Raw genomic sequence first — 22,471 nt, forward strand, 5'->3', positions numbered from 1 at the left:
CGACACACAACATTGCACACGCGCGGCTTGCCGGACACATCGCAGATACGTCGGCGCGGCCCAATGAGGGCTGTCGAAACCTGTCCGGCCGCCGCCCCCGCGCGGCGGCCGGCCGAACCGGAGAACCGCCATGCCGACCAGACTCAAGACCGCCGCCCTCGTGATCGCCCTCGCCGCCACGGCCGGGCTCGCCGCGTTCGCCGGCACCCGCGACGACGCGGGCATGCCCGCCTCGCTGGCCGGCACGCCGGCGCCCGACTTCACCGGCATCGAGCGCTGGCACAACAGCGCGCCGCTCAAGCTCGACCAGCTGCGCGGCAAGGTCGTGCTGGTCGATTTCTGGACGTACTCGTGCATCAACTGCATTCATACGATTCCGTACGTGAACGACTGGTACCGGAAGTATCGCGACCAGGGGCTCGTCGTGGTCGGCGTGCATACGCCCGAGTATCCGTTCGAACGCGATGCGAAGAACGTCGCCGATGCGGTCAGGCGCTTCGGCATCCAGTATCCGGTCGCGCAGGACAACCGCTACGACACGTGGCGCGCGTACGGCAACCAGTACTGGCCCGCGCTGTACCTGATCGACGCGAACGGCAAGGTCGTCTATACGCGGTATGGCGAGGGCGGGTATGACAAGACGGAAGCGGCGATTCGGGGGGCGCTGGCGCAGGCGGCAGAAGGAACGATGGGGACGAAGGGCGCGACGCGTACGCAGTAGCGTGCGCCGGCGGGGGCGCGACATGCGCCCCCGTGCGATTCACCGTGACTCACCCGCGCTTCGCGTCGGCTTCCGCCAGCATCGCCTCCCCGATCGCGAGATTCCCGTCCGCGATCAGCGCGTCGCCCGCGCCGCGAATGTCGTCGACCGCCTTGTTCTGCCCGAGCTTGCGCTTGCCGACGAGCCGCGTGATCTCGATCTGCAGCCCGACGATCGACTGCAGCATCGTGTCGAGATAGTCCTTCGGCGCGTCGGCCATCTTCCACGGCGCCGGCTGCGACGCCTCGTGCGTGCGCGTCAGCCGCGCGACCACGCCGCGCACGAACTTCTCGTCGTCGCGCACGGTGATCCGGCCGTGCGCATGCACGACCACGTAATTCCACGTCGGCACCTGCCGATGCGCGACGTGCTTGCTCGGATACCAGTTCGGCGAGATGTACGCGTCGCCGGCGCGGAAGATCACGAGCACCTCGTCGCCGTCCGCGACGTCCTGCCAGAGCGGATTCGCGCGCGCGACGTGCGCATGCAGTTCGCCGAGGCCGCCGTCGCCCGGCAGCAGTTCGAACGGAAGGTGGTTCGCGTCGAGCCCGCTGTTCCCGCGCGTGACGAGGGTGCCGAACGGATGCTGGACGATCAGTTCGCGCAGCACGTCGGGACGGGATTCGGCGAAATCGGCGGGGACATACATGGCGGCTCCACGGTCGGACAGGGTTGGGAGGGAACGGGTCGGAACCGGCCCGTCATGCCCCGATTGTGATCGCTAACTGGTTTATGCTGTAGAGCCGGTTTAGAACATTTTCAGCAGACCAGAATCATGGCCAGGACCGCCCGGATCGTCGAAATTCCGTCGCTCGGCGCGCTCGACCGCGCGGCCGGCGACCTGAGCCGCCAGCTCGCGCAGGCGTTGCGGGACGCAGTGCGCCGCGGCGACGCGCGGCCCGGCGACACGCTGCCGTCCACGCGGCTGCTCGCGGCGTCGCTCCAGGTCGCGCGCGGGACCGTCGTCGACGCGTATGCGCAACTCGTCGCCGAAGGCTTCCTGGAGTCGCGCGGCGGCGCCGGCACGCGGGTCGCGAACGCGCTGGCCGAGCCGTCGCCGCCGGCTGGCGCACCGCCCGCCGCCCGCCAGCGCGCCGCCCATGCCGGCCTGCCCGAACCGGCCGCGACGTTTGCACGGATCGCCCGCGAATTCCGTCCGCTGCCGGCCGCGCCGTTCGCGATCTCGGTGCCGGTCGGGCTCACCGCGCCCGACGACATCTGGCGCCGGCTCGGCAACCGCCTGCGCGCCCGCGGCGCCGGCGCGCCGTCCGGTTATGCGGATCCGCAAGGCGCGCTGCCGCTGCGCGAAGCGATCGCCGATTACGTGCGCCGCTCGCGCTCGGTGCGCTGCAGCGCCGAGCAGGTCGTCATCACGAGCGGCACGCAACAGGGCCTGCACCTCGCGAGCCAGATCCTGCTCTGCCCGAACGATCGCGCGTGGGTCGAGAATCCCGCCTATCGCGGCATCACCGCGCTGCTCGAGAGCACCGGGCGGCGCGACGCGATGGTCCGCGTGCCGGTCGACGCGGACGGCATCGACGTCGAGGCCGGCATCCGTCTCGCGCCGGACGCGCGCGCGGCGTTCGTCACGCCGTCGCACCAGTATCCGCTCGGGATGCCGATGAGCATGGCGCGCCGCAACGCGCTGCTCGGCTGGGCGCGCGCACATCGCGCATGGGTGGTCGAGGACGACTACGACAGCGAGCTGCGCTACGAAGGCTATCCGTTCCCGTCGCTGCAAGGCCTGGATCCGGAACACGTGATCTATCTCGGCACGTTCAGCAAGATCCTGTTCCCGTCGCTGCGGCTCGGCTACGTGATCGCGCCCGCCGAGCTCGTGCCCGCGTTCTGCGGCGCGCGCGTGCTGATGGATCGCCACGCGCCGACCGCCGATCAGCACGTGCTCGCCGCCTTCATCGCGGAAGGCCATCTCGACCGCCACATCCGCCGCGTGCGCGGCGTCTACGCGGAACAGCGCGCGCTGCTGATCGACACGCTCGGCGCGCGGCTGCCGCGCGAGCGCGCCTGGGTGCAGCCGGGCGATCAGGGGATGCACGTCGTGCTGTGGCTCGCGGACGGGATCGACGATCTCGACGTGGTGGCGCGCGCCGCGCAGGCGGGCGTGGCGGTGCGCGCGGTGTCGCCGATGTTCGCGCCGGGCACCGCGCGTCCCGGCCTCGTGCTCGGCTTCGGCGGGTTCGATCGCGCACGGATGGAAGCGGCCGCGCAGCGGCTCGCGGACGTGGTCGGCGAAGCGGCCGGCGTCGATTCGTCGGAGGAATCGCGGCGACGCATGCGACCAAAAGTTGTCCGCGGGCAACAAACGTAATCGTCTGTAACGCCTGCAGGAAAACCGGCGTTTTGGCCACAGGTGACGCTGCACGGTTTGCTAGGATCGCGCCTTTTCCGCTCGCGCTCCTGCCGCCGTGAATCGCTTCGTGCCGTATCTTCGAGATCTGTGGCTTCGCTGCCGTACCGGCGCACGCGCGCTCGGCGCCGGCGCGTGGCATCGCCTGCGCCATCCGACGCGCCGCGGCGTCGCGCTGACGCTCGCCGCAATCCCCGTGCTCGGCCTGCTGGTCCTGCTCGCGTTCGTGCCGTTCACGCCGAGCATCGGCGACATCCGCAAGGCGCGCATCGACCGTCCGGCGCGCGTGCTGTCGGCCGACGGCCAGCTGATCGCCGAGTTCCGGCCCGTGAACCGCGAATGGGTGCCGCTCAAGCAGATCTCGCCGCACATGGTCGACGCGCTGATCGCGACCGAGGACCACCGCTTCTACGCGCATCACGGCATCGACTGGCGCCGCACGCTCGCGGCCGGGCTGCATACATTCTCGGGCAGCCGCCAGGGCGGCTCGACGATCACGCAGCAGCTCGCCCGCAACCTGTATCCGGACGAAGTCGGCCGCGCGCCGACGCTCACGCGCAAGGTGAAGGAGCTGATTACCGCGTTCAAGATCGAGGCGGTGTATAGCAAGGACGAGATTCTCGAGACTTACCTGAACACCGTGCCGTTCCTGTACAACGCGTACGGCGTCGAAATGGCCGCGCGCACCTATTTCGGCAAATCGGCGGACCAGCTCGACATCGTCGAAAGCGCGACGCTCGTCGGGATGCTGAAGGGCAACAGCTACTACAACCCGGTGCTGAATCCGGAGCGCGCGGTCCAGCGCCGCAACATCGTGCTCGCGCGGATGGCCGCGATGGGCATGCTGTCGCCGCGGCAGCTCGCGCAACTGCAGCGCCGCCCGCTGCGCGTCGACTTCGAGCCGCAGACCGCGCAACCCGGCCCGGCCCCGCACTTCGCGGTGCAGCTGCGCAAGTGGCTGATCGCCTGGGCCGACCGCAACAACTACGACCTCTACTCGGACGGCCTCGTCGTGCGCACGACGCTCGATGCGCAGCTGCAGGACATGGCGACGCAAGCGCTGACGCAGCAAACCGATCGCCTGCAGGCGATCGCCGATGACGCGTGGCACAACCCGTCCGGCTGCGGGCTGCGCAACGACCTGTTCCGCGGCTTCATCCGGCAGACGCCCGACTATCGCGACGCGCGCGCCGCCGGGCTCGCCGACGCGGCCGCGCTGAAGCAGCTCGGCGCGAATCGCGCGTTCGTGCGCGCGTTGTGCGAGCGCAAGACGCAGGTACAGGCCGGCTTCGTCGCGCTCGATCCGCGCAACGGCGCGATTCGCGCGTGGGTCGGCAGCCCCGATTTCGGCAACGAGCCGTTCGACCACGTCGTGCAGGCGCGGCGCCAGCCGGGCTCGACATTCAAGCCGTTCGTCTATGGCGCCGCGTTCGCGGACGGCATGCGGCCGGACGATACGTTCGTCGATCGCCCGGTGGCGATCCCGATCGGCGCGCACGCGGTGTGGCGCCCGACCGATGCCGAACCGCCGACGGACGCGCCGATGACCCTGCGCGACGCGCTCGCCCTGTCGCGCAATCGCATCACCGCGCAGGTGATGCAGCGCGAAGGCGCGGCCAGGGTCGCACAGCTCGCACGTGCGATGGGCGTGCGCGAAAGCCCGCTCGACGCGGTGCCGTCGCTCGCGCTCGGTACGAGCCCCGTCACGCTGAAGGAAATGGTGTCCGCGTACGGGACGATCGCGAACCGCGGCGTGTACGTCGCGCCGCAGATGATCACGCGCATCGAGGATCGCGACGGCAAGGTGCTCGCCGCGTTCGGCAGCGCGCTGCCCGAACGCGCGATGCCGGTGGCCGCGGCACAGACGCTAGTCGACGTGATGCGTGGCGTCGTCGATTACGGGACTGGTGCCGACATCCGCTCGCGCTACGGGATTCGCATCGACGTCGCGGGCAAGACCGGCACGACGCAGGACAACACGGACGGCTGGTTCATCCTGATGCATCCGCAACTGGTGGCCGGCGCGTGGGTCGGCTTCGACGACGGCAACGTGACGCTGCGCAGCGACTATTGGGGGGCAGGCGCGCACAGCGCGCTGCCGATCGTCGGCTCGTTCTACGATGCGGCGCTGCGTGCGCGTGCGATCGACCCGCATGTGCAGTTCTCGCCCGACTTCCGGCCGCGCAGCGCGCCGGCGCCGGCACCGAGGCGGCGTCCGCATCCGGGCCTGTTCGACTGGCTGAAGATTTTCCGCTGAGCGCGGCACGACTAAGACGCTTCGTCCACCCGGACGAAGCGATCCCGGCCCACACCGCGGATCATCGACGCAACCCGTCCATCGATGCCGGAGGCCGCATGACCCACAGCGCTGTCCAAATTGCGAACCTGCTGTACCGCTACGCGGAGCTGCTCGACGCCGGTGACCTGCCGGGGATGGCGGCGCTGTTCCGGCATGCGCGGATCAAGGTCGAGGAAGCGGCGCCGACGATCGGCGCCGATGAATTGCTCGCGCTGTTCGACGCGCGCGTGAAGCGCTACGCGTGCGGCACGCCGCGCACGAAGCATGTAATCACGAATCCGCTCATCGAGATCGACGAAGCCGCGCATCGCGCGACGGCTCGCTCGTACTACACGGTGCTGCAGGCCGTCGACGGCCTCGCGCTGCAGCCGATCGCGGCGGGCCGCTATCACGACGCGTTCGAGCGCGTCGACGGCGCATGGCGTTTCGCGTTCCGCGACTACACGCTGTTCGATTTCGCGGGCGACCTGCGTCGCCACCTGAACGATGCGCCGGCCGCTTGACGCGCCGGCCGGCGAACGCGGCCGACAACGCGCTCAGGCCGCCGCGAGCGTCGCGGCCAGTGCGTCGAACTCCGGCGCCCACGCCGCGCGGCCTTCGTCGCGCCGGCGGACCGGCTGTCGTCAGTCCGCCGTGTCGCCGCTCTTCGGCAGCTTCGACCATGCGTTGCGTCCCGGCGCCGGCGACCATGCCGGACGCGTCTTGCGCGCGCTGTCGATCACGACCAGGTAGCGCCCGGCGATCGGCGTGACGTCGCGATCGCGGCGCAGCACCCACAACGACTTGCCGTCCTCGACGCGCGCCTCGTAGTCGTCGTCGAGGATGCCGTGCTGGTCCAGGAACGCGTTCAGCGAAGCAGGAATCCGCACGCAGCCTTTCGAGTGCCGGATGCCGAGCAGCGGCTCGAGGCGATCGGGATCGGTCGCGTGCATCTGGAAGCGCATCGGCGACTTGCCGCCCTTGCCCCAGCCGCGCTCGCCGTCCACCCAGCCGAAGTCGTAGATGCGCATGTCGCGCTTGCCGTAGCCGCGAATACCGTTGTCGTTCGTCGTGCCTTCCGCGCGGAAATCCATGTTGTCGGGCGAGTGGTGGAACACGCCGAGCGGCGTCAGGAAGTGATCGTATTTTCCGGGCCAGCCGGTGCCGACCGGCGACGCGCCGATCATCAGCCACGCATTGGTCGGCGTCGCGCGGAAGTAGATGAACAGCGCCTGCACGTTCGGCGCGCGGTCGACGATCGCGACATATTCGCCGGCCAGGTCGCCGAGATCCGCATCGGCGAGCGCCTGCTGAAGGCGGACGCCATACGCGCGCTGCTCGTTCGCGGGCACGTTCAGGCGTCGCGTGACTTCCTGCGTGAAGCGCTTGCGCATGTCGATCGCACGCGCGGTTGCGCTCTTCGCTTCGTCGGCCGACAGCGGCGGGTGCCGGCGCGGCGGCGTCGGTGCGGGTGCTTCGGCTTCGCTTGCCGGCGTGCCGGATGCTGCCGATGCAGGCGATGCCTCCGATGCTGCCGATGCGGCGGAAGCCGGGGATGCCCCGCTGGCAGGCGACGCATGATGCGCGGCGGATGCCGCGGATGACGGAGCGACTCCGGACGACACATGCGCCGGCGAAGCCGGATGCGCGGCCGAAGCCGTGGATGACGACGCGACGCCCGACGACCCATGCGCCGGCGAAGCCGAACGCGCGGCCGAAGCCGCGGACGACGGCGCGACTCCCGACGACCCATGCGCCGACGAAGCCGAATGCGCGGCCGAAGCCGTTGATGAGGATGACATAGCAGTTGCCGACGGCACGTCGGACGCGGCAAAGGCGGGCCGCGCGACAAGCACGGAGATCGGGAGAACGGCCGCGAGCCACACATGCGTGGCGACCGCGAGGGTACGGCAACGCGGCTTGTACAACCGCCGCGTCAGGTCGGAGAGCATCATGCGATCGAAGCCATCGGCCGAACCGGCCGCCGCACGTTGCGAACGGCGCATCTCCCGCGCGAGCCATCGACACGCCGGCCGCACGCATGTGCCCGGCGCCGACGCCTCTTCGCGGTGGAGTCGTTCGCAGTACAACGCGTTCGGTCCAATGGCGGCTAATGAGTCGTCAGGTCTTTCATTCTACCCGCGCGGACACGAATCGGCAGGGCCGCTTCCCCGGTTTCGCCGCGGTTTTGCGCTTCGTCACACTTTGTTTCAACTCATTGCCGCTTGATGCGCCGCTGCATGGCAGGTTGCTTCGCCGGGCGTGTCCGGCAACACGAAACGCCCGGAAATTCACGCGCGTGCGGCATACGGCACGCGAGCGCGCAACCCCCGTCTACTTCGAAATGGTTTCGAGCGCGATGCCTTTGGTGCGCGGCCCCATGAACCCGATCGCGGCCATCACGATCACCATCGCGCCGGCGATGAACGCGAACACGCCGAACGTGCCGAAACCCTTCAGCACGGCCGCGATCACGAACGACGAGAAGATCGCCGAGAAGCGGCTCCACGAGTAGACGAAGCCCACCGCGCGCGCGCGGATCGACGTCGGGAACAGCTCGGCCTGATACGCGTGGAAGCTATACGACATGATGTTGCTCGCGAGCGTGAGGCCGATGCCGAGCACGATCAGGAACGCGCCCACCGTCGTCTGGCTGAACAGCAGCCCGCAGACGACGATCGCCGCCGCCATCGCGACGATCACCGACTTGCGCTCGAAGCGGTCGGCGATCACGAGGCCGATCAGCGGGCCGAGCGGCGCCGCGAGCGCGATCACGCTCGAATACATGAGACTCGACGTGATCGTGATGCCCTGCTTGATCAGCAGCGTCGGCACCCAGTTCGCGAAGCCGTAGAAGCCGACCGTCTGGAACACGTTGAAGATCGTCATCATGATCGTGCGGCTGCGATACGGCGGCACCCACATGTCGCGGAAGCTGCCGCGCGGCGGCACCGGCTCGGAGGGCGCCGGCGGCGGCAGCGGCCGGCCGTATTCGGCTTCGACCTTCGCCTCGAGCGCGCGCATGATGCGGTCGGCTTCGTCGACGCGGCCCTGCTGCGCGAGCCAGCGCGGGCTCTCCGGCAGCGCGCGGCGAATCCACCACACGAACAGCGCGCCGTGCGCGCCGATCAGCACGACCCAGCGCCAGCCGTCGAGGCCGAACGGTGCGTGCGGCACGAGCAGGTACGCGAGGAACGCGACCACCGGCACCGCGACGAACCCGACCGCCTGCTCGCACGCGAACGCGCGGCCGCGGATCTGCTTCGGCACGAGTTCGGAGATGTACGTGCCGATCGTCACCATCTCGACGCCGAGCCCGAGACCGACGACGAAACGCCAGAAGTTCAGCCCGCCAGCCGTGTCCTGGAACGCCATCACGACGTTGGCGGCCGTGTACCACAGCAGCGACCACGTGAAGATCGCGCGGCGGCCGAAGCGGTCCGCGAGGAAGCCGCATGCGATCGTGCCGATGAAGAGGCCGGAGAACAGCGCGGCGATGAAGCTCGCGACGCCCGTGGTGCCGAACAGGCCGTGCGTCGTCGCGGACAGGATCCCGCTTTTCACGAGGCCCGGCGCAACGTAGCCGCTGTACAGCAGATCGTAGAGTTCGAAGAAGAAGCCGAGGCTCAGCAGCACGACGAGCTTCCAGACGCTGCGGGTCGGCGGCAGGCGGTCGAGGCGGGCTGAAATCGAGCCGGCGTCGATGGAAGAGGACGAGGTGGCTGCCTGGGGAAAGCTGTCCGTTGAGACCATCTGGGTCGTGTCTCCTGATCGTGTCGTGTGTTGTTGTCCGGCGGCCGATCGGCCCGGCCGCCGTCGGGCGATTCGTCGCATTGTACCGGCACGCCGCGCGCGCCGCGTCGCGTGGCGAACCGGTTCGGACACCCCACTTTCGCGCGGGACCATGTGTAACTTGCGTAACTGTCTGTCGAATCCGTAAGGTTCGAAGGCATCGCGATCGTCTGCCACTCGCGCGCATCCGAAACCGGCACGGCCCCGTCTGCAAGGGGCTGCCGGGCCGTCGCGCGCCCGCGCCGGCACCGCGAGACACGACAGGCAACGCGCGCAATCGGCAGCGCCGCCGCCGCCACGCCCCGGTAACATGCTACCGGGCCAACTCCCGGCTTCCGGGCGCCTTTCGGCACCCGACATTGTCGGCAAAACGTAAGCATTCCATGTTCATACAACGACTCTCCACGTACGCACGCCGGATCGCGCTGTTCGCACTGCTGCAGTTCGCGGCGATCGCGACCGCGTCGGCGTTTCCGACGGCTGCGTCCGCACCGGGCGCGAGCGGCGTCGGCGTCCCCGTGCCGACCATTTCGCTGAACGACGCGGTTGCGCGGCTCAAGCAGATGCAGGTGCAACAGGACCGCATCAAGCAGCAGACATCGAACGCGACCAACAGCAAGGAGCTCGACGAGCTCGGCGACGCGACCCAGGAACTGAGCGCCGACGTCGACAAGCTGCAGAGCCAGCTCGCGCCGCAGCGCACGCAAGTCCAGGCGCAGCTCGACGTGCTCGGCCCGCCGCCGGCCCCGGGCGCATCGCCCGAAACGCCTGCCGTCGAACAGCAGCGGGAGACGCTGAACGCGCGCAAGGCGCAGATCGACGCGGCGCTGAAACAGGCCGCCGACCAGAAGACCAACCTCGCGAACCTGAACGACCAGTTCGCGAAGCTGCATCGCAGCCTGCTGAAGAACCAGCTCGCGTTCCGTTCGGGCAGCATCTTCGGTGCGCAGTTCTGGCTGCCGCTGTTCCACCTGTCGCCGGACGACGTCCAGCGGCTCGAGGACTTCAACGACGAACTGCGCGACATGCTGCGCTCGTCCTGGACACCCGGCCAGCGCGCCATCACCACGCTGCTGCTGATCGCCGCGCTCGCTGCGTGGCTCGGCGGCCGCCGCGTCGTCGAACGCGGGCTCGCGTGGTTCTGCCTGAACCGCCTGCCGCCCACCCGGCTGCGCCGCAGCGCGCTGGCGCTGGCGACGGCGTTCTCGACGCTGCTCGCGACCGCGGTCGCCGTACAGATCCTCTATCTCGCGCTCGCCCGCCACTCCGAACTCACGTCTTCGATGACCGATCTGTGGGACCAGTTCGCGAAGCTCGCCGTGACCTGCGCGCTGATCGCCGGCCTCGGCCGCGCGCTGCTCTGCACGAAGCATCCGTCATGGCGGCTGCCGGCGCTCGCCGATCCCGTCGCGCTCGCGATGAAGCCGTTCCCCGGCGTGCTGGCCGCGCTGCTGCTGATGTCCGGCACGCTCGAGTCGATCAACCGGATCGTCGATACCAGCCTGTCCGTCACGCTGTTTGGCCGCGGCATCGTCTCGCTCGTCGTCGCGCTGACCGTCGGCGCGTCGATCCTGCGCGCGAATCGCGTCCGCACCGCGCTGGCGGCATCCGGCGAGGCGCCCGAGCAACGCTCGACGCTCGCCGGGCTGATTCACGCCGGCGTCACGCTGGCGATCGTCGTGTCGCTGGTCGCGCTGCTGATCGGCTACATCACGGTCGCGCGCTTCATCACGTACGAGCTCGTCTGGTTCGAGATCGTGGTGTGCAGCGTCTACATCCTGACGCAGCTGACGCGCGACGCCAGCGAAAGCCTGTTCTCCGCGAACCTGTCGACCGGCAAGCAGATCAAGCACCTGTTCGCGCTCGACGACCGGCATCTCGACCAGGCCCACACCGTCGTGTCCGGCCTCGGCACGAGCCTGCTGATGCTGATCGCGGCGATCGCGCTGCTGACGGGCGGCTTCGGCACGACGCCGAGCGACCTGCTCGACAGCGCGGTCGCGATGATCGGCGGCCAGCGGCTGCAGAGCCTGAACATCATGCCCGACCGGATCCTGAACGCGGTGATCGGGTTCGCGATCGGCTTCTACCTGCTGCGCTCGGTGCGCCGCTGGCTCGACGGCGAGTTCATGCCGGCGCTCGGCATGGACACGGGGATGCGCGTGTCGCTGATCACGCTGTTCACCAACGTCGGCTACGTGCTGCTCGTGCTGATGACACTGGGGCTGCTCGGCGTCAGGTGGAGCAACCTCGCGTGGATCGTCAGCGCGCTGTCGGTCGGTATCGGTTTCGGCCTGCAGGAGATCGTGAAGAACTTCGTGTCGGGGCTGATCCTGCTGACCGAGCGGCCGGTGAAGGTGGGCGACATGGTCAGCATCGCGGGCGTCGAAGGCGACATCCGCCGCATCAACGTGCGCGCGACCGAGATCCAGCTCAGCGACCGCTCGACCGTCATCGTGCCGAACTCGCAGCTGATCTCGCAGAACGTGCGCAACGTGACGATGGGCAACAGCACGCAGGGCGTCGCGACGCTGATGCTCACGTTCCCGCTGAACACCGACCCCGAGCAGGTGCGCGACCTGCTGCTCGACGCGTATCGCGAGCACCCGGCGATTCTCGACAAGCCGGCGCCGTCGGTCACGTTCAGCCAGCTCGCGCCGGACGGGATCACGCTGAGCGTCACGGGCTACGTGGCGAGCCCGCGGATCGCCAGCTCGACGAAGAGCGACCTGCTGTTCGAGATCCTGAAGCAGTTGCGGGCGGCGCAGATCACGCTGTCGACGCCGCAGATGCTGGTCGTGCAGAACATGCCGGCAAGCGACGCTTCCGCCCCGCACGAGTAAGCGATCGAGCGGGCATGCGCCGATCGGGCATCTGCGCGCACGCATCGCCGCAAGCGACAAGGGCCGGTTACCGCTTTCGCGGCAACCGGCCCTTGTCATTCGATCGATTCGACCGTCGCGGCGCCCTCCCGGACGCGCTCCGTCAGACGTCGAACTTCACGCCCTGCGCCAGCGGCAACTGACGGCTGTAGTTGATCGTGTTCGTCGCCCGGCGCATATACGCCTTCCACGCATCCGAACCCGACTCGCGGCCGCCGCCCGTTTCCTTCTCGCCGCCGAACGCGCCGCCGATCTCCGCGCCGCTCGTGCCGATGTTCACGTTGACGATCCCGCAGTCGCTGCCCGCTGCCGACATGAACTGCTCGGCCTCGCGCATGTCGTTCGTGAAGATCGCCGACGACAGGCCTTGCGGCACCGCGTTGTGCAGTTCGATCGCATCGTCGAAGTTGTCGTAGACCATCACGTACAGGATCGGCGCGAACGTCTCGCGCTCGACCACAGCCGATTGCTTCGGCATCCGTACGATGGCCGGGCGCACGTAGTACGCATCCGCGTGACCGACGTCGACGCGCTCGCCGCCCTTCACCTCGCCGCCCTGCTCGCGTGCGTCGCCCAGCGCCTTCTGCATCGCATCGAACGACGCGCGATCGACCAGCGGGCCGACCAGCGTGCCCTCTTCAAGCGGGTTGCCGACCTTCACCGACGTGTAGGCCTTCTCGATGCGCGGCAGCAATTGCTCGACCAGGCTGCGATGCACGATCAGGCGGCGCAGCGTCGTGCAGCGCTGGCCGGCCGTGCCGACCGCCGCGAACGTGACCGCACGCACGACGAGATCCAGATCCGCGCTCGGCGCGACGATCATCCCGTTGTTGCCGCCGAGCTCGAGGATGCCGCGCGCGAGACGCTGGCTCAGCACCTTCGCGACTTCCTGGCCCATCCGCACGCTGCCCGTCGCGCTGACGACCGGCACCTTCTTCGACGCCGTCAGCACCTCGCCGACATCGCGCATGCCGAGCACCAGCTGGCTCAGCTCCGCCGGCGCGACACCCGGATGCGTCTTGTCGAATTCGCGGATCGCCTTCTGGAGCAGCACGTGGCACGCGATTGCCGTGAGCGGCGTCTTCTCGGACGGCTTCCACACGACCGAATCGCCGCACACGAACGCCAGCGCCGCATTCCATGCCCACACCGCGACCGGGAAGTTGAACGCCGAGATCACGCCGCACACGCCGATCGGGTGCCACGTTTCCATCATCCGGTGGCCCGGGCGCTCGGACGCGATCGTCAGGCCGTAAAGCTGGCGCGACAGGCCGACCGCGAAATCGCAGATGTCGATCATTTCCTGCACTTCGCCAAGGCCTTCCGACGTGATCTTGCCGGCCTCGAGCGTGACGAGGCGGCCGAGCTCGGCCTTGTGCTCGCGCAGCACGTTGCCGAACACGCGCACGAGCTCGCCGCGCACCGGCGCCGGCACCGTGCGCCACTTGAGGAATGCGTCGTGCGCGGCGTCGATCTTGCGCTCGGCGTCGGCGGGCGAGTCGACCGCCAGCGTCGCGAGCGTCGCGCCGTCGAGCGGCGAACGCGCGGTCAGCGCATTGCCTTTCCACTGGGCGAGATCGATGTCGAGCGCAGCAAGAATGTCGTTGAATTGCATCACTTCCTCTTCAGGGACAGATTGATCGGTGCGGCGGCGACGCCGCCCGCGTGATTCGATTGGAGCGCGTTCGCGCGCCCTGTGCAAGCGGATGCGCAGCTCGGCAGGCCCGGTGCGCCGCACGGCGCATCGCGCGGCGCCGCCGCCGGAAACCCGGCCGGGCGGCGCGCCCCCGCCTCGCGAGGCACGATCCATGAGACACATTGTCGATGGCCACAAGTCCGGCCGCTATTGATATTAACTCACGACTTCATTCCCAAAACGCAACAACCCAGCGGGACGAATCCGCCCGTTTCGGCACCGGCATGGGACGTATCCAAGGCCGATGACCGGGCCGCCGCGGCGGTTTCGATGTGCGGCAAGTTGATGACAAAGTTGCATCACCCTGTGCGGAAATATCGTTTGCCGCGCTTGCGGCCGGCACCCACAATCGGGGCGGCGTCGAGGTGCACCGCACCCGGCGCGCCGACGGCCGCCCAACGGGCGGCCGACGACAGACGAAGGCAACACGCGTCGCGGCCCGGCGGTCCCGGTCGATCCGGACCAGCCCCGCGAAGCAGTGCCGCCGCCCGGCCGGCGGCCGGCAACGCGCCGCCCTTCGTAACCAAAAAACAATCCCGGAGACAGCGCCCAGCACCCGCCATGCATTCAGATGCCCGCCCCGACTCGCCCCGTCCGTCCGGCTCGCCGCCCGCGCAGCCGTCCCTCCACCGCAGCCTGCAGGCGCGCCATCTGCGGATGATCGCGATCGGCGGCTCGATTGGCACCGGCCTGTTCGTCGCGTCCGGCGCGTCGATCTCGCAGGCCGGCCCCGGCGGCGCGCTGGTCGCGTACATGCTGATCGGCCTGATGGTCTATTTCCTGATGACGAGCCTCGGCGAAATGGCCGCGTTCATGCCGGTGTCGGGCTCGTTCGCGACCTACGGCGCGAAATTCGTCGACGAAGGCTTCGGCTTCGCACTCGGCTGGAACTACTGGTACAGCTGGGCCGTGACGCTCGCGGTGGAACTCGTCGCCGCGCAGCTCGTGATGCACTACTGGTTCCCGCACGTGCCGGGCGTCTGGTGGAGCGCGATCTTCCTCACCTTGATCTTCGCGCTCAACGCGCTGTCGGTGCGCGGCTTCGGCGAAGCCGAATACTGGTTCGCGCTGATCAAGGTGCTGACGGTGCTCGCGTTCGTCGGCGTCGGCCTGCTGATGATCTTCGGGATCATGCAGGGCGGGCCGAGCGCGGGCTGGGGCAACTTCACGATCGGCGACGCGCCGTTCGCGGGCGGCTGGGCCACGATGCTCGGCGTCGCGATGATCGCGGGCTTCTCGTTCCAGGGCACCGAAATGATCGGCGTCGCGGCCGGCGAATCGGAGAATCCGCGCACGACGATCCCGCGCGCGGTCAGCCAGATCTTCTGGCGCATCCTGCTGTTCTACGTGTTCGCGATCTTCGTGATCGGCGTGCTGATTCCGTACACCGACCCGAGCCTGCTGAAGAGCGACGTGACCGACGTCGGCGTGAGCCCGTTTACGCTCGTGTTCCGCCACGCGGGCCTCGCGTTCGCGGCCGGCGTGATGAACGCGGTGATCCTGACGGCCGTGCTGTCGGCCGGCAACTCGGGCATGTACGCGTCGACGCGGATGCTCTACAACCTCGCGGTCGAAGGCCGCGCGCCGAAGCTGTTCGCGAAGCTGTCGCCGGGCGGCGTGCCGCGCAACGCGCTGTACGCGACGACCGCCGTCGGCGCGCTGTGCTTCCTCACGTCGCTGTATGGCGATAAAACCGTCTACCTGTGGCTGCTGAACACGTCGGGCATGGCCGGCTTCATCACGTGGCTCGGCATCGCGGTCAGCCACTACCGGTTCCGCAAGGGCTTCCTGAAGCAGGGCTACCGGCTCGACCAGCTGCCGTACCGGTCGAAGTGGTTCCCGTTCGGCCCGCTGTTCGCGTTCGCGCTGTGCACGATCGTCGCGCTCGGCCAGGACTACCAGGCGTTCCTCGCCGACAGGATCGACTGGGCCGGCATCGCCGCGACCTACATCGGCCTGCCGTTCTTCCTCGCGATCTGGCTCGGCTACGCGCTGGTGCGCAAATGCCGCCTCGTCCGCTACGAGGACATGGAAATCGCGCCGTGGATCGAGCGCAACGCGGCGCCCGACGCCACGGTCAAGACCGACGCCGGCTATCCGGCCTACGTCGCCGCTCCGGCCAACCCGACGCCGGGCGCGTGATGCCCGGTCGCGCACCGGCCGCCGCCCGACCGCGGCGGCCGGTGCGCTGAACACCCCATTCGACGCGGCGCGCGCGTTCAGGCAAGATCGACGCGCGCCGTCCGTTTTTTCGTCGTCACGAGTCATCGAAAACGCATGCAGAACTTCTACGAAGCCACCGTTACCCGCCAGCCCTACCCGCAACTGACCGGCACGATCGACACGCAGGTCTGTATCGTCGGCGGCGGCCTCGCCGGCCTGTGCACGGCGCTCGGCCTCGTCGAGCGCGGCGTGCGGGATGTCGTCGTGCTCGACGGCGAACGGGTCGGCTTCGGCGCGTCCGGCCGCAACGGCGGCTTCGTGTTCGGCGGCTACAGCCTCGACAACGCGGACCTGCTGCGCACGCTCGGCCGCGACGAAGGCCGCCGCCTGTACCGGCTCACCGTCGATGCGGTCGACCTGATCCGCGCGCGGATTGCCCGCTACGGCATCGACTGCGACATCGTCGACGAGGGCGTGATGCTCGCCAACTGGTTCGACGATCCGTCGCGGCTCGACGGCGTGCGCACGCTGATGAAGCAGGAATTCGACGTCGACTGGGAACCGGTCGCGACCGACGCGCTGCGCGCGCGGCTGAAGACGCAGCGCTATTACGGCGGCCTGTTCGAGCCGAACGCGTTCCACTTCCATCCGCTCAAGTACGTGCTCGGCGTCGCGGCGGCCGCCTCGCGCGGCGGCGCACGCGTGTACGAACGCTCGGCCGCGCTCGGCATCGCGCGCGAGGGCGCCGGCTACGTCGTGCGCACGGCGCAGGGCACGGTGCGCGCGAAGGACGTCGTGTTCGCCGGCGGTGGCTATGCGCGCGGCGTGTCGCCGCGCATCGAGCGCGCGGTGCTGCCGATCGCGACCTACGTGATCGCGACCGAGCCGCTCGGCACGCGGCTGCCGGACGCGATCGACGCGCCGTACGCGATCTACGACACGCGTTTCGCGTTCGACTACTACCGGCCGCTGAAGGACACGCGGATTCTGTGGGGCGGCCGGATCTCGGTGCTCGACCGCGGCCCCGACGCGATCGCGCGGCTGCTGCGACGCGACCTGCTGCGCGTGTATCCGCAGCTCGACGGCGTGAAGGTCGAGTACGCATGGGGCGGGCTGATGAGCTACGCGCGGCACAAGATGCCGCAGATCGGCCGCGATGCGGACGGCGTGTGGCACGCGATCGCATTCGGCGGTCACGGGATGGCGCCCACCACCGTCGCCGGCGAAGCGCTCGCCGCCGCGCTGGCCGGGGAGCGGCCGGTGCCGGAAGGCTTCGCCGCGTTCGGGCTCACGCGCACGTTCGGTCTCGCCGGCCTCGCGGCCGCGCAGCTCACGTACACCGCGTACCAGGCCCGCGACGCGCTCGCGTCGTGCCGGCGCTGAGCGGCGACGGCCGCCGAAACCGCGCGGCCGATTAGAGCAGAAGGTCGGCCGGGCGGCGATTTCCCGCATGCTAGAATGATTTCTTCATGCCGCCGCGAACCCACAACAAAGTCACATGAAAGCTGGAAGCAAGGCCGCCACGTCCGAAAGCCGCGCGCTTGCGACCGATGCGCGGCGCAAATACGATCCCGAGCAAACCAAGCGCAACATCCTCGACGTCGCCACGCAGGAGTTTTCCGCGATGGGCCTCGCCGGCGCGCGCGTCGACGCGATCGCCGAGCGTACCAACACGACGAAGCGGATGCTCTACTACTACTTCGAAAGCAAGGAAGGCCTGTACGAGGCCGTGCTGGAGAAGGTGTACGGCGACATCCGCGCGCTCGAGCAGGAACTGCACGTCGGCGACATGGAGCCGCGCGAAGGCATGCGCCGGCTCGTCGAATTCACGTTCGACTATCACGACAAGCATCGCGACTTCGTCCGCCTCGTGTCGATCGAGAACATCCACGGCGCGAAGTATCTCGAACAGCTGAAGTCGTTCAAGAACCGCAACGTCAGCATCATCAAGACGCTCGAGGAACTGCTCGAGCGCGGCGCGGCGAGCGGCGCGTTCCGCAAGGACATCGACGCGTTCGACCTGCACCTGCTGATCAGCTCGTTCTGCTTTCACCGCGTGTCGAACCGCTATACGTTCGGTGCCGCGTTCGGCCGCGATCCGTCGGCGCCGCGGCTGCGCGCGCGGCATCGCGAGACGATCGCCGATTCCGTGCTGCGCTACGTCGCCGCGTAAGCGCATCGCGCGGTTTCATCCGAAGGCCGGCGGCGAGCGCTGAACCCGCCGCCCGGCCCTTCCCGACTGGCCCTACGACGCGTGCAACCGGCATGAGCCGGATTCACGCGGCGGGTCCCTTCAAGCCGCTCGCGCCGCTCAGGCCGCCTCAGGCCGAACGTCCGCCTCGTGCCAGTCCGTCGGCGCCGACGCCAATGCGATCCGCGCCTTCTCTTCCGGGCTGCCCGCCACGTAATACTTCTTCGCCCAGCTCGAATCCGGCGCGAGCGCGAGGTGCCGGTGCGCATCGGTGCCCTGCCGTTGCGACTCGATCGACAGCGCCCGTGCGCGATAGTGCTCGTAGAGCCGCAGGAATTCCGCGAGATAGATCGCCGCGATCCGCGCGTCGCGAATCTCCAGCAGGTTCTCGTCGTTGTACTGCTCGGAATTGCGGCTCATGTTCGCCGACCCCGTATAGACGATCGGGTTCGCGCCTTCCGCATCGATCACGATGAACTTGTGGTGGATCACGACCGGCGGATAGGCCGGCGCCGGCTCGCCCGGAAAGAGGCGCAGTTCCGGCTCGAAACCCTGCGGCACCGTCGCCGGTGAAAAATACGCGGCGTCGATCACGTCGCGATGATCGCGCCGGCGATGGTAAAGCTCGAGATTCGCGAGCGTCGCCGCATCGAGCGGCCGGCCGTCGTGCTGCGCGGCATCGGCCTGCGTCGCGCTGCCGGCGTTGATGCGGTTCACCAGGCCGAACATCATCAGGCCGCGGTCGCCGGCGGCAAAGCATGCGTCGCGCAGCGCCGCGTCGGTCGGCATGAACAGGCAGAACGACACCGAATGCTGCGCGGCCGCGATCGCGGCGACGATCGTATCGATCTCGGTGCGCTGCCCCGCCGGCTTCGGCGAAAACGCGACGCGCACCTGCGCGCTGCCGATCGTCAGCGGCTCGGACCAGCCCGGCGACAACTTCGCCGTCTCCGCGATCGTCGGATTCGCGGCCAGCGCCTGCGCACGCGCGTTGTACAGCGCCGCGAGCGCCGGCGAATCGAATGCGTGCAGCACGTTCGCCTGCTCCGTCAGCCCTTCGGTCGTGAAGTTCGCGGAACCGGTCAGCACGCGCGCCGGCGTCGGCGCAGTCGTCCCGTTCGCCGGTGCGTCGGTCACGATGAACTTGTCGTGCATGATGTGCGTCCTGTCGCGCGGCGCGCGCGTCGCGAGGCCCTGCAGCGCGTCGACGGCCGGCTGGTTCGGCGACGGCAGCGGCGGCTTGCCCTTGCGTGCGGTCACGTGCGCGTCGTAGACGATCGCAAGCGACGCTTCGCCGTGCTGCCGTCCGAACGCCTCGAATGCGGGCAACGCCCACAGCGTGTCCGTCAGATGATAGACGGCCGAGACCGCGCGCGACGCGGGGTCGAGCATCTCCGCGAATACCTGTTCCATGTCGTTCGCGAGCCACGTGCGCAGCTTCAACGCCTGGTCCGCGTTCGGCGCCGCATTCGGCGCAAGACCCAGCGCCGCGACCTGCTTCGCGAACGCCTGCGAACTGACCACCGCGCGATTGAACCACGTGCCGACGCCGTCCACGATGTGCGCGGGCAGCACGACATCGCACACGCCGGCCTGCGCATCGAGCACCTTCAGGTTCTCCGGCGTGCCGACGACCGGATAGACGTCATAGCGGAACGACGCATCGCGATCCTGCGGATCGATGCGCGCGTCCCACCACATGAATTTCTGGATCGGTGCCTGGTCGGTCGGCGCGTCGCCCTGCGTGCCGGCGGCCGGGCCGTCGAACGTGAGCCGGTTCGGCAGCCAGCTGTTCGGCGCGCGCGTCTTGCCGTCGGCCGACCAGAAGCCCGGCGTGCGTCGGATCGCGAAGCCGAGGAAGTCGGTGCGCGAGGCCGCGTCGGGCCAGTCGAAAGCGAGGAGAACCAGGGTCGGGGAAAGATAGCTGCGTACGCTGACGGTCATTCTTTGCTCCTGCCGCGGCGGCCGGTCGAAAGGAATGAGTCAGTGTCGAACGCGCATCTTCCCGTGCGATGACCGTTCGATGAACCTTGTATGTCGGCGCCGCGTCAGTCGCACACGAGCAGCTCAATGCCGCGCGCGGTCAGCGCGCGGCGCACGGCCTTGTCCGGCGTGCGTTCGGTGACGAGATAGCGCGCGGCCGAGGCGCCGTTGATCCGCACCGGCGTCACGCGGCCGAACTTCGAATGGTCGGCGACGATGATCGCGGTGCCGGCCGCCGCGATCATCCGGCTGCGCACTTCGGCGGCGAGCCGCGAGTAGTCGGTGCAGTCGCCATCGGCCGTGATGCCGCCCGCGCCGACGAACGCGAAATCGACATGGTATTGCGCGAGCTGCTGGATCGTATCGAGCCCGAACGTCGCATCCTCGTCGTCGGACAGTTCGCCGCCGAGCAGCGTCACGCGATTGCCGTTGCGCCGCGCGAGCACGAACGCGGTGCGCCAGTCGTTCGTGTAGATCGACAGCCGGTGCCGGTCGGCCAGCGCGAGCGCGACCGCATGCGGCGTGCTGCCCGAGTCGATCAGCACCGAGGCGTCGTCGGGCACGAATTCGGCCGCGCGTCGCCCGATCGTGCGCTTCGCTTCGGCATTCGCCGCCTCACGCTCGGACAGGCTCGGCTCGCGGCGATCCGCCGCCAGCGCGCCGCCGTGCGTCATCACGAGCAGGCCGCGCGCCGCGAGCGCGTTCAGGTCGCGCCGTACTGTCTCGCGCGACACGTCGAGCGAGCGCACGAGCTCGGCGACCGACAGCGCGCCCGATCGTCCGAGCTCCGACAGAATGTATTGATGACGTTGTTCCGCCAGCATCGCAATGCGCCCGAGGCGACTGGTAATGGGTAGGCCGACCATTGTATTACGGCCGTTTGACCGCCATTTGACGGCGGCGCGTCCGGCCGCGGCCACGTTTCACGAAAGCGAAATTCTGTATTGCCCGATGCGCGCGAATCGGCGTGGCAAGCGGTTGCTACACTCTGCGTTTCGCCGAACGACAGACCATCAAGGGGCTTGCGTCATGTACCGCAAAGGCAGTGTGCTCGAAATCCAGTTTTCGCCGGAACGGCTCAACGACGGGGCCGGCGATCCGTACTGGATCGACCTGACGCTCGACGAGGCCCGCCGGCTGTACGAACAGCTCGCCGCACGCTTCGCGACCGATGCGCGCGCGAACCAGCCGCTCGACACGTTTTCGCTCGACTGATCCCCGTTCCTCTGCGCGCGCCACGGCGCGCTTTTATGCCGCGGCGCCTGCGCCCGGACGGCCGCTAACCGGACAGCCCGGCGCGCTGCCGCGCTCGTGGCGGATCACGCCCGCGGCCGACGTGCCGCGCACCGCTGCTGCATGTGTTCCGCACGCGCCACGCGCGACTGCAGAATCCGACAAGACGGCCGCACCGCTTCATCCGATACTGGCCGGCTCACGATTCGTCCGGCCGTATCGCGGCCCGCCACGCATGTTTAACTCGCTCGTCGCCGCGGCTTTCGTCGCGCTGTGGTCCACCGGCTTCATCGTCGCCCGGGCAATCAAGCCCTACGCCGACCCGAACCTGTTCCTGCTCGCGCGTTTCGCGGGCACGGCCGTGCTGTTCGGCGCGGTGGCGCTCGCCGCGCACGCGCCGTGGCCGGCGCGCCGCGAATGGCCGCGCCACCTGATCGCGGGCGCGCTGCTGCAGGGCGTCTATCTCGGCGCCAGCTACTGGGCCGTCGCGCAAGGGCTGAACGCCGGCGTGATGGCGCTGCTCGGCGCATTGCAGCCGCTTGCCACCGCCGTGCTCGCGGTGCCGCTGTTCAACGAGCGGCTGCCCGCGCGCGGCTGGCTCGGGATGGCGCTCGGGCTCGCCGGCGTCGCGCTCGTCCTCGCACCGAAGGTCGCGGGCGGCGTCGCGCCGCTGGCGGGCGCCGCGCCTGCGTGGCTCGTCGTGACCGTGTCGATCCTGTCGGTCGGCTCGATCACCGCGGGCTCGCTGTACCAGAAGGGCAAGCTCGCGCAGAACGACCTGCGTACGGCCGTCGCCGTGCAGAACCTCGGCGCGGCGATCGTCGCGGCCGTCTTCGTCGTGCTGCTGCACGAAACGCGCTGGATCGGCGCACCGGCGCTGTGGATCTCGCTCGTGTGGGGCGTCGTGTTCCTGTCCGGCGGCGCGGTCACGATGCTGATGTGGATGCTGCGGCGGGGCAACGCCGCGCGCGCGACGTCGTTGCTGTTCCTCGCGCCGCCGCTCGCCGCGCTGCAGGGCTACCTGCTGTTCGGCGAAACGCTCGCGACCGTCCAGCTCGCCGGCTTCGCGCTCGCACTGGCGGGCGTCGTGCTCGCGCGGCGCTGACGCGGGCGAGCGCGCGGGTT

General features: G+C 69.1%; 16 protein-coding genes. 10 read left to right on the forward strand and 6 right to left on the reverse strand.

Features of this window, described 5'->3' with window-relative positions:
* Positions 1-130: 130 nt before the first annotated feature.
* Positions 131-721, forward strand: a complete 591-nt coding sequence (locus tag U4012_RS31415; protein WP_321803338.1) for a thioredoxin family protein — start codon at positions 131-133, stop codon at positions 719-721.
* 49 nt (positions 722-770) lie between these two features.
* Here the strand turns inward: U4012_RS31415 and U4012_RS31420 are convergent, their stop codons facing one another.
* Positions 771-1,409, reverse strand: a complete 639-nt coding sequence (locus U4012_RS31420; RefSeq protein WP_044847431.1) for an FMN-binding negative transcriptional regulator — start codon at positions 1,407-1,409, stop codon at positions 771-773.
* Between the two features lie 126 nt (positions 1,410-1,535).
* Between U4012_RS31420 and U4012_RS31425 the strand changes: the two genes are divergently transcribed.
* The 3 genes from U4012_RS31425 to U4012_RS31435 all read left to right on the forward strand — a co-directional run bounded on the left by U4012_RS31425 (position 1,536) and on the right by U4012_RS31435 (position 5,930).
* Positions 1,536-3,089, forward strand: a complete 1,554-nt coding sequence (locus U4012_RS31425; protein WP_321803341.1) for a PLP-dependent aminotransferase family protein — start codon at positions 1,536-1,538, stop codon at positions 3,087-3,089.
* Between the two features lie 97 nt (positions 3,090-3,186).
* The gene (locus tag U4012_RS31430; RefSeq protein ID WP_321803343.1) at positions 3,187-5,385 is read left to right on the forward strand and encodes a penicillin-binding protein 1A; all 2,199 of its coding nucleotides are present in this window, start codon (positions 3,187-3,189) and stop codon (positions 5,383-5,385) included.
* A gap of 98 nt (positions 5,386-5,483) precedes the next feature.
* Complete coding sequence (locus U4012_RS31435) at positions 5,484-5,930, forward strand: nuclear transport factor 2 family protein (protein WP_321803345.1); 447 nt, start codon at positions 5,484-5,486, stop codon at positions 5,928-5,930.
* A 120-nt stretch (positions 5,931-6,050) separates the two neighbouring features.
* On the opposite strand, the gene U4012_RS31440 is transcribed toward U4012_RS31435, so the two are convergent.
* Positions 6,051-7,412: a hypothetical protein gene (locus tag U4012_RS31440; protein ID WP_321803347.1), complete on the reverse strand. Its 1,362-nt coding sequence runs from the start codon at positions 7,410-7,412 to the stop codon at positions 6,051-6,053.
* 328 nt (positions 7,413-7,740) lie between these two features.
* A complete protein-coding gene (locus U4012_RS31445) occupies positions 7,741-9,159 on the reverse strand; it encodes an MFS transporter (RefSeq protein ID WP_321803349.1) in 1,419 nt (472 codons plus the stop codon).
* Between the two features lie 422 nt (positions 9,160-9,581).
* On the opposite strand from U4012_RS31445, the gene U4012_RS31450 reads away from it, so the two are divergent.
* Positions 9,582-12,041 carry a DUF3772 domain-containing protein gene (locus tag U4012_RS31450; RefSeq protein WP_321803351.1) on the forward strand — a complete coding sequence of 820 codons (2,460 nt, stop codon included), beginning with the start codon at positions 9,582-9,584 and terminating at the stop codon, positions 12,039-12,041.
* 142 nt (positions 12,042-12,183) lie between these two features.
* On the opposite strand, the gene U4012_RS31455 is transcribed toward U4012_RS31450, so the two are convergent.
* Positions 12,184-13,695, reverse strand: coding sequence for an aldehyde dehydrogenase family protein (locus U4012_RS31455; protein ID WP_321803353.1), 1,512 nt, complete (start codon positions 13,693-13,695; stop codon positions 12,184-12,186).
* A 642-nt stretch (positions 13,696-14,337) separates the two neighbouring features.
* Between U4012_RS31455 and U4012_RS31460 the strand changes: the two genes are divergently transcribed.
* The 3 genes from U4012_RS31460 (at position 14,338) to U4012_RS31470 (ending at position 18,112) form a co-directional block, all read left to right on the forward strand.
* Positions 14,338-15,918, forward strand: coding sequence for an amino acid permease (locus U4012_RS31460; RefSeq protein WP_415750417.1), 1,581 nt, complete (start codon positions 14,338-14,340; stop codon positions 15,916-15,918).
* 135 nt (positions 15,919-16,053) lie between these two features.
* Positions 16,054-17,322, forward strand: coding sequence for an NAD(P)/FAD-dependent oxidoreductase (locus U4012_RS31465; protein ID WP_044848779.1), 1,269 nt, complete (start codon positions 16,054-16,056; stop codon positions 17,320-17,322).
* Between the two features lie 115 nt (positions 17,323-17,437).
* The gene (locus tag U4012_RS31470; protein ID WP_044848780.1) at positions 17,438-18,112 is read left to right on the forward strand and encodes a TetR family transcriptional regulator; all 675 of its coding nucleotides are present in this window, start codon (positions 17,438-17,440) and stop codon (positions 18,110-18,112) included.
* A gap of 138 nt (positions 18,113-18,250) precedes the next feature.
* Here U4012_RS31470 and U4012_RS31475 read toward each other — a convergent pair whose 3' ends face one another.
* Together U4012_RS31475 and U4012_RS31480 are read right to left on the reverse strand one after the other, a co-directional pair.
* A complete protein-coding gene (locus tag U4012_RS31475; RefSeq protein ID WP_321803357.1) occupies positions 18,251-20,074 on the reverse strand; it encodes a phospholipase D-like domain-containing protein in 1,824 nt (607 codons plus the stop codon).
* 104 nt (positions 20,075-20,178) lie between these two features.
* A complete protein-coding gene (locus U4012_RS31480; protein WP_044848782.1) occupies positions 20,179-20,937 on the reverse strand; it encodes a DeoR/GlpR family DNA-binding transcription regulator in 759 nt (252 codons plus the stop codon).
* A 205-nt stretch (positions 20,938-21,142) separates the two neighbouring features.
* Here U4012_RS31480 and U4012_RS31485 point away from each other — a divergent pair, with 205 nt between their 5' ends.
* On the forward strand, positions 21,143-21,328 hold the full coding sequence (locus tag U4012_RS31485) for a hypothetical protein (RefSeq protein ID WP_006752380.1): 186 nt from the start codon (positions 21,143-21,145) through the stop codon (positions 21,326-21,328).
* Positions 21,329-21,581: 253 nt separating this feature from the next.
* Positions 21,582-22,451, forward strand: a complete 870-nt coding sequence (locus U4012_RS31490; RefSeq protein ID WP_321803360.1) for a DMT family transporter — start codon at positions 21,582-21,584, stop codon at positions 22,449-22,451.
* Positions 22,452-22,471 lie beyond the last annotated feature (20 nt).

This window comes from Burkholderia sp. BCC1988 (assembly GCF_905339895.1).
Taxonomy (GTDB): Bacteria; Pseudomonadota; Gammaproteobacteria; order Burkholderiales; family Burkholderiaceae; genus Burkholderia.